Source organism: Variovorax sp. WDL1 (assembly GCF_001541225.1).
Taxonomy (GTDB): Bacteria; Pseudomonadota; Gammaproteobacteria; order Burkholderiales; family Burkholderiaceae_C; genus Variovorax.
Genome location: NZ_LMTS01000041.1, coordinates 32,733 through 39,715 on the forward strand (window position 1 = coordinate 32,733; position 6,983 = coordinate 39,715).

Annotated in this window: 6 protein-coding genes; 2 read left to right on the forward strand and 4 right to left on the reverse strand. The window is 69.3% G+C overall.

Annotated features, from left to right (window positions below):
- Positions 1-77: 77 nt before the first annotated feature.
- A complete protein-coding gene (locus APY03_RS07365; protein WP_068675375.1) occupies positions 78-1,319 on the reverse strand; it encodes an MFS transporter in 1,242 nt (413 codons plus the stop codon).
- A gap of 89 nt (positions 1,320-1,408) precedes the next feature.
- Between APY03_RS07365 and APY03_RS07370 the strand changes: the two genes are divergently transcribed.
- Together APY03_RS07370 and APY03_RS07375 are read left to right on the forward strand one after the other, a co-directional pair.
- A complete protein-coding gene (locus APY03_RS07370; protein ID WP_083944210.1) occupies positions 1,409-2,281 on the forward strand; it encodes an AraC family transcriptional regulator in 873 nt (290 codons plus the stop codon).
- A gap of 136 nt (positions 2,282-2,417) precedes the next feature.
- On the forward strand, positions 2,418-4,145 hold the full coding sequence (locus APY03_RS07375) for a SulP family inorganic anion transporter (protein ID WP_083944211.1): 1,728 nt from the start codon (positions 2,418-2,420) through the stop codon (positions 4,143-4,145).
- Here the strand turns inward: APY03_RS07375 and arfB are convergent.
- From arfB to APY03_RS07390, 3 genes are all read right to left on the reverse strand, one after another.
- Positions 4,114-4,527, reverse strand: coding sequence for an alternative ribosome rescue aminoacyl-tRNA hydrolase ArfB (gene arfB, locus APY03_RS07380; RefSeq protein WP_068675377.1), 414 nt, complete (start codon positions 4,525-4,527; stop codon positions 4,114-4,116). The genes APY03_RS07375 and arfB overlap by 32 nt on opposite strands.
- A gap of 47 nt (positions 4,528-4,574) precedes the next feature.
- Positions 4,575-6,233, reverse strand: a complete 1,659-nt coding sequence (locus APY03_RS07385; RefSeq protein WP_232081120.1) for an alkaline phosphatase D family protein — start codon at positions 6,231-6,233, stop codon at positions 4,575-4,577.
- A 305-nt stretch (positions 6,234-6,538) separates the two neighbouring features.
- Positions 6,539-6,874 carry a hypothetical protein gene (locus APY03_RS07390; RefSeq protein WP_068675390.1) on the reverse strand — a complete coding sequence of 112 codons (336 nt, stop codon included), beginning with the start codon at positions 6,872-6,874 and terminating at the stop codon, positions 6,539-6,541.
- Positions 6,875-6,983: the final 109 nt, after the last annotated feature.

The following is a 6,983-nucleotide window of genomic DNA, read 5'->3' on the forward strand; positions in this document are numbered from 1 at the left end:
GCCGCAGGGCCGCCCCAAGGCGGCCGCAGCCCCCTCGGGGGGCAGCGAGGACACGCAGTGCCGAGCGTGGGGGCCCATCAGGCTGACGCCGGCACGAGTGCCTCGCGCCGCACCCGCCGGACGTTGAAGGCGCTGGCGATCAATACTGCCTGCACCACTGCAAGGCCGATGATCACGCTCATGTACTGGCCGTGGTCCATCAGCCGGCCAAAGATCAGCGGCGCCACGGCCTGCCCGATGTCCAGGCCCGCATACACCACGCCATAGACGCGACCCGATGCATTGGCCGGCGTCGAGCGCTTGACGAGCAGGTCGCGCGAGGGCCCGGCGATGCCTGACGCGAAGCCCATCGCACCGAACATCGCCGGCACCAGCACCGGCGGAAAATCGACCAGCGCGAGGACCAGCGCCAGCACCGCGGCGATGCCGAAGGCGAAGCCCACGATGCGCTCGCAGCGGGAAGGGTCGGAGGCCAGGAAGCCGCCCACCGCCATCCCGCCCGAGCTGGCCACCATGTAGACAGTGAGGCAGATCGCGACCAGGGCCACCGGCACGGCATGCAGGTGACCGGCGGCAGCAGGCGCAAAGGTCTGCACCACGCTCAGCACCATCGCGTAGACGAAGAAGAAACCGAAACACATCCACACCGCCGGGATCCTGAGGAAGGCCAGCTCGCCGCCGGCCGCCGCGTCCGCGCCGGTGGCCTTGCGCACGGCCTTCACATCCAGTGCCAGTGCGGCGCGGTTGAGCCACAGCACGAGGAGGACGACCAGTGCCAGCACGCCGGCGGAGGCCAACGCGACGCGCCACGAGAAGGCGATGGCCAGCGGCACCACGAACGCCGGCGCCAGCGCCCACCCCAGGCTGCCGGTGATGCCATGCACGCTGTACGCATGGCCCAGGCGCGTCGGCGCGACCTTCTTGTTGAACAGCGTGTAGTCGACCGGATGGAACACGCCATTGCCGACACCCGCCACCACCGCGCTCGCCAGCAGCATCCAGTAGCTCTGCGCCAGCGCGTAGCCGATGGCCGCCAGCGCCAGCAGGCCCAGGCCCACGAAGAGCACCGGCCTCGGCCCCAGACGGTCCACCAGGAAGCCCGAGGCCGCCTGCACCAGGCAGGAGACCACGAAGAATACGGTCAGCACCGCGCCGAGCTCGGTGTAGCTGACGTTGAAAGCGTCCTTGAGCCAGGGAAACAGCGGCGGCAGTACCAGTTGCGCGAAATGGCTGATGGCGTGCGCGAGGCCGACCAAAACGATCAGCTTGGCGTCGGAACGCAGAGTGTTGGGGGCGGGGGAAGCGTCGAGCGAAGACATGAATTGCAACAAGAAACCGGGCGAGGCTCGGATCGTATGCCCAGAGGCCGCGGCAGAATGGCGATACAGAGACAACATCTGTCGAAATCATGCCGCCCACCGTCTTTGCGCCCGTCACGTCCGTGCGGCGCCGCCCCGCGGAACAGGAAGCCCCTGCGCCGGCCCATGTCGTGGTCCCGCTCACGCCCCACCTCTATGCGCCCGATGCGCTGCGGCCGCTTCGGGCCAAGGAGCACTTTCTCAAGGCCGACACGTTCGTCGACCTGCACACCCATCCCTGGCCGCAGCTCACCTTCTCGACGCGGGGCGTGATCCGCCTGAGCACCGAGGACGGCAGCTACATCGTGCCGCCCTCGCGCGCGCTCTGGGTGCCGGCCGACATGGCGCACAGCATCACGCTGATCGAGGACGCGGAGCTGCGCACCATCTACCTGCACAGCTGGCTCGGCCCCGGCTGGGAGAAATGCGAGGTGCTGGAGATCAGCCCCCTGCTGCGCGCCCTGATGCTGGCGCTGGACACCACGCCCGACGGCATGCCGCCGGCCGATCCGCATGCAGCGCAGCGCGAGCGCTGGATCGCACCGTTGCTGGTCGACGAACTGGAGCGCGCAACGCAGATCCGCATCGACGTTCCGCTGCCCGCCGACAAGCGCCTGCGCCAGCTCTGCGAGACCCTGCTGCGCAACCCCGCCGGCCGCGCCACGCTGGCCGAGCGCGCCCAGTCCATTGGCGCGAGCGAACGCACGGTGGCGCGCCTGTTTCGCGACCAGCTCGGCATGAGCTGGCAGCAATGGCGCCAGCAGGCGGTGCTGGCCCATGCGCTGCCGCTGCTGGCGCGCGGCATGGCCGTGAGCCAGGTGGCCTCGGCCAGCGGCTACGCGACCGACAGCGCCTTCTGCGCGATGTTCAAGGCTGCGACGGGGAAATCACCGACGGCTTTCCAGCACAAGAGAAAAGCCTAGCGAGCGGTCGAAGCGATCGAACGCAAGCTGCCAGACAAGACCACGCAAGACCGCCGCGGCACCGCCCAGGCTTGAGCGCCCGGGCGCTTTCGTATCATCGGCGGGTGCACCCAGAACCATACCGCGCGGTGAAGGCATGGCCCTGAACCGCGACCAGCTCGTGCGCTGGCTCCCCTTCCTCGGCTGGCCCCGCCCAAGCCGCGCGCTTCTCACCGGCGAGGCGCTGGCCGGCATCACGGTCGCCCTGATGGTGATCCCGCAGGGCGTCGCCTATGCGGCGCTCGCCGGCATGCCGCTGGTCACCGGCATCTACGCCTCGCTCCTGCCTGCGCTCATCGGTGTGCTGTTCAGCGCATCGACCCGGCTCTCGGTCGGGCCGACCGCCCTGTCGAGCCTGCTCGTGGCGGCCTCCCTCGGCCCGCTCGCGATTCCCGGCAGCGCCGAATGGGTGGCCCTGGCGGTGTGGCTGTGCTTCATGTCGGGCGCGATCCAGCTGCTGCTCGGCATGGGCGGCTTCGGCTGGGTCTTGCGCCTGGTCAACTCGCCGGTGCTGATGGGCTTCACCCAGGCTGCCTCGGTGCTGATCATCCTGTCGCAGTTGCCGGCGCTCTTCGGCTTCACCGGACGCAGCATCGGCCAGCTGTGGCAGGGGCCGCCACCCGATTTCCTGGCGATCGCCTTCGGGCTCGGAAGCATGGCCGCGCTCTGGGTCGCCAAGGAACGCTGGCCCCGCTTTCCGGCCGCGATGGTGGTGGTGGGCGTGTGCGCGGCGATCAGCGCTGCCATCGGCTACGCGCTGCGCGGCGGCGCGGTGGTCGGCACCCTGCCCTCGGGCCTGCCTGCCTTCTACTGGCCCGGCACACAGCCGCTGGGCACCTTCGGGTCGCTGCTGCTGCCGGCGCTGATGATCACGCTGGTGAGCTTTCTCGAGACGGCTTCGAGCGCCAAGGTCGACAACGCCCGCGCCGGCAAGCTGTGGAACGAGAACCAGGACCTGATCGGCCAGGGGCTCGCCAAGATCGCCTCGGGCTTCTCTGGCGCCTTCCCTACCAGCTCCTCCTTCTCGCGGTCGGCCATCAATCTCTATGCCGGAGCCCAGAGCGGCTGGGCCACCGTGTTCTGCGTGCTGCTGATCGGCGCCGCCCTGCTGTGGGCGATGCCGCTGCTCTACCACGTGCCGCAGGCGGTGCTGGCCTCGATCGTGGTGATCGCGATGCTGGGCTTGGTGCGGCCCGGCCAGTTCGTGTCGCTCTGGCGCATCTCCCGCGTGGAGGCGGTCACGGCGCTGGTGACCTTCGTTCTCACCATTGCCACTTCGCCCTCGATCTACTGGGGCGTGCTCGCCGGCCTGCTGATGAGCCTGAGCCACTACATGTACCGGCACCTGCATCCCCGCATCATCGAGGTGGGCCTGCATCCCGACGGCAGCCTGCGCGACCGCCACCTCTGGAACCTGCCGCCGCTGGCGCCCCAACTGCACGCCATGCGCATGGATGCCGAGCTCGACTTCGCCACCGCCAGCACACTGGAGCGCGCCATCACCGTCACGCTGGCGATGCGGCCCGAGCTCACCGACATCTGCCTGTTCGCGCAGCCCATCAACCGCATCGACGTGACCGGCGCCGAGGTGTTCGGCACGATCCGCCGGCTGTTGGAATCGAAGGGCGTGCGCCTGCACCTGAGCGGCCTCAAGCTGCCGGCGCAACAGGTGCTGGAGCGCGCCGGGCTGCTGGCGCCCGGCCCGATGATGTTCATCTACCGCACCGACGCGGATGCGCTTGCGGCGCTGGGCGCCATGCCGGGGACGGCCGCTGGCGGGGGGGCCGCCGAAGTCAATCCTGCACCGGCCCGCGCAGACGCTTGATCTCCCCGCGCTGGCTCTTGCCCTCGAGCCGGCGCTGCCTGGCGCCATAGCTCGGCTTGGTGGGCCGGCGCACGCGCGGCGGCAGGGCCACGCTGTCGACCAGTTCCTGCAGCCGCGCCAGCGCGTCGGCCCGGTTCATGTCCTGGCTGCGGTGGCGCTGTGCCTTCAGGACCAGGACGCCTTCCTGCGTGATCCGGCTGTCGCGCAGCGCGAGCAGGCGCTCCTTCACCGCGTCGGGCAGCGAGCTTGCGCGAATGTCGTAGCGCAGGTGCACGGCGCTCGACACCTTGTTGACGTTCTGGCCGCCGGCGCCTTGAGCGCGCATGGCACTGAACTCGACTTCCGAGGAGTCGATGGGGACGAGCGGACGCGACGCGAGCATGCGCCATTCTGACGCCGCCGAATACGGTGCGCGCGGCTGCGCGAAAGCTACACCGGAAGCACGTCCAGATTGTTCGCGCCCGGAAGGGCATGGAGGCTCATCGCGAGCCGCGCAGTGTACGAACGGCTCAGCACGGTGCTGATCTCCGTCCAGTCGGCGCGGGCCTCGGACGGCGTCAACGTGAGAACGAGATAGCCGCGCTTGCTTGTCTCCGCATAGCGCAGATCCCTCACCATCCTGGGGAAAGCGTCCGTCAGGACCGGCCCGGAGATCAGCGGCAACAGGATCTCGAGTCCTGGCGAGCTGACCGAGGGCGTCGCGAACTCGACACCGACCCGTTGGCCCGACGCATCGGTCAGGTTGCTGGCCCACGCGTTGTGGGTGTCACCGGCGAGCGAGACCAGGTTCTTGCCCATCGAACGGGCCGCGGCCAGCACCGCCTCGCGTGCGGCGGGGTAGCCGTCCCAGGCATCGAGGTTGTAGGGGACCCGGCGCTGGGCCACCAGGGCGCGCTGGCTGTCGCTGCGCAAGTTTTCCGGGGTGGACTGTGCGAGCACGAATTCGCTCACCGTCTCCAGCGTGAAGGCGCTTGCGACGCTGAGCGGGATCTCCATGCGCGCCATCAGCACCTGCTGGCCCAGCACCTGCCAGGTCGCGCCGGAAGCGGCCATCCGGGCAGAAAGCCAATCCGATTGCTCCGCGCCCAGCAACTGGCGCGAGGGGCTGTCGGCCGCCCCATCGAGGTAGGCGTCGAGGTCGACCTGGATGTCCCGTCCGATGATCCGCGTGTCGAGCATGTGCAGCGACGCGAGCGAGCCGAAGTCGAAGGACCGGTAGATCTTCAGCGGATCGGCAGGATCGGGCATCCTGACGGGAAGCCATTCGCGATACGCCTGCACGGCCGCCAGGCGCCGCGCGGCGAACGCGCCTTCGGTAGCCGGATCGTGGTTGGCCGCGCCTGCGGACCATGCGTTGTCGGCGAGGTCATGGTCGTCCCACACCGCGATCATCGGCATCCGCGCGTGCAGCGCCCGGAGGTCGGGATCGGACTTGTACTGCGCGTGGCGGCGGCGGTAATCGTCGAGCGTCAGGATCTCGTGCGGCGGCTGCGATTCGCGATCGAGCGCGATCGCCAGCTGCGAGGCGAAGCCCACCACGCCGTATTCGTAGATGTAGTCGCCCAGGTGGAGGACCAAGTCGACGTCGCTGCGCTTGGCGAGTTCGGCGCACACGTTGAAGTAGCCGGCCGGAAAGTTCGTGCAGGACACCGCTGCGAGCCGCACCTGCGACACGTTGCCGGTCGGCAGGGTCTTCGTGCGTCCGGTGGGCGATGGCTCGGAACCGACATAGAAGCGGTAGTAGTACTCGCTGGCCGGCAGCAGCCCGGTGGCGTCTACCTTGACGGTGTAGTCCTGCTCGGGCCCGGTGCTGGCCGTGCCGCGCGCCACGATGGCGCCGAAGTTGGCGTCGCTCGCGACTTCCCAGCTCAGGTTGAGCGTGCCGGGACTGGCCGGAGTGACGCGGGTCCACAGGATCACGCGATCGGCCAGCGGATCGCCACTCGCGACGCCGTGCGAGAACAGCGGCGGCGCACCGCCCGGCGTACCGCCGCCTCCGCCGCCTCCCCCGCCAACACCACCGCCGAATCCCCCTCCGCCGCCCCCGCCCCCGCAGCCGGACACGCTGACGCCGGTGCCGACGAACATGGCATAGAGGACGGCTCCTCGAATGAAGGATCGCCTCGACGGCTCGGGAGCAAATCGGGATGCTTCGTCAGGACCGACAGTGGGTTCAGGCGATTCCGTGCCTTCGTGGGCTTCGCGCATGTCTCGCTCCTTGCCCGGCACGCTAGCCGCACGATGCGGCTGGGTCGCGTCGGAGAGTGGCGAGATTGAAGGCCGAACCCGATGAACGCGCCGTCAGCCGAGATCACGCACGGAGGTCGGCGAACAACTTACATCAGGTCACATGCAGTAGCGCCCCGATACGTGCCCGGCCTCGGCCAGGACGGCTACTCGCCACGTGAGACTGGCCGTGCCTGAACATCGGTCACGTTGTCGCTGCGCTCACGCAGGCGAACCGGGCTGCTGGCTGCCTCGCCGCGCGCCCGGGCACCTGCGACATCGGCCGCGGTCGGCTCGGCCGGCTGCGTTGCAGCGCGGAACCGATCGAAACCATGACGCGGATCGAAGCGCATGACCCAGGGCCGGACCGGCTGCCCCGTGAGGCGGGCCCAGCCGTAGCGCAGGCCCCAGACCGCCGCCAGCAGCATCACCGCGACAGCAAGGCTGGCCGCGAAGACCAGGCCCAGCAGGAACAGGACGACGCGCAGGAGGAAATTCATCATCATCCGGATTAGGCCACGGCCTCCGTGCGAGGTTCCCCGGCCTTCCGGAATTCGAACTGCCCCGGCGTGCGGATCGGATCGGTGGAGACCACGATCGTGTCCTTCGGCC

What these genes read in the sequence shown, in the direction of transcription:
- APY03_RS07390 (WP_068675390.1), bottom strand. Translation starts at nt 6,874, where the DNA reads ATGATGAATTTCCTCCTGCGCGTCGTCCTGTTCCTGCTGGGCCTGGTC.
- APY03_RS07365 (WP_068675375.1), bottom strand. Translation starts at nt 1,319, where the DNA reads ATGTCTTCGCTCGACGCTTCCCCCGCCCCCAACACTCTGCGTTCCGAC.
- APY03_RS07375 (WP_083944211.1), top strand. Translation starts at nt 2,418, where the DNA reads ATGGCCCTGAACCGCGACCAGCTCGTGCGCTGGCTCCCCTTCCTCGGC.
- APY03_RS07385 (WP_232081120.1), bottom strand. Translation starts at nt 6,233, where the DNA reads ATGTTCGTCGGCACCGGCGTCAGCGTGTCCGGCTGCGGGGGCGGGGGC.
- arfB (WP_068675377.1), bottom strand. Translation starts at nt 4,527, where the DNA reads ATGCTCGCGTCGCGTCCGCTCGTCCCCATCGACTCCTCGGAAGTCGAG.
- APY03_RS07370 (WP_083944210.1), top strand. Translation starts at nt 1,409, where the DNA reads ATGCCGCCCACCGTCTTTGCGCCCGTCACGTCCGTGCGGCGCCGCCCC.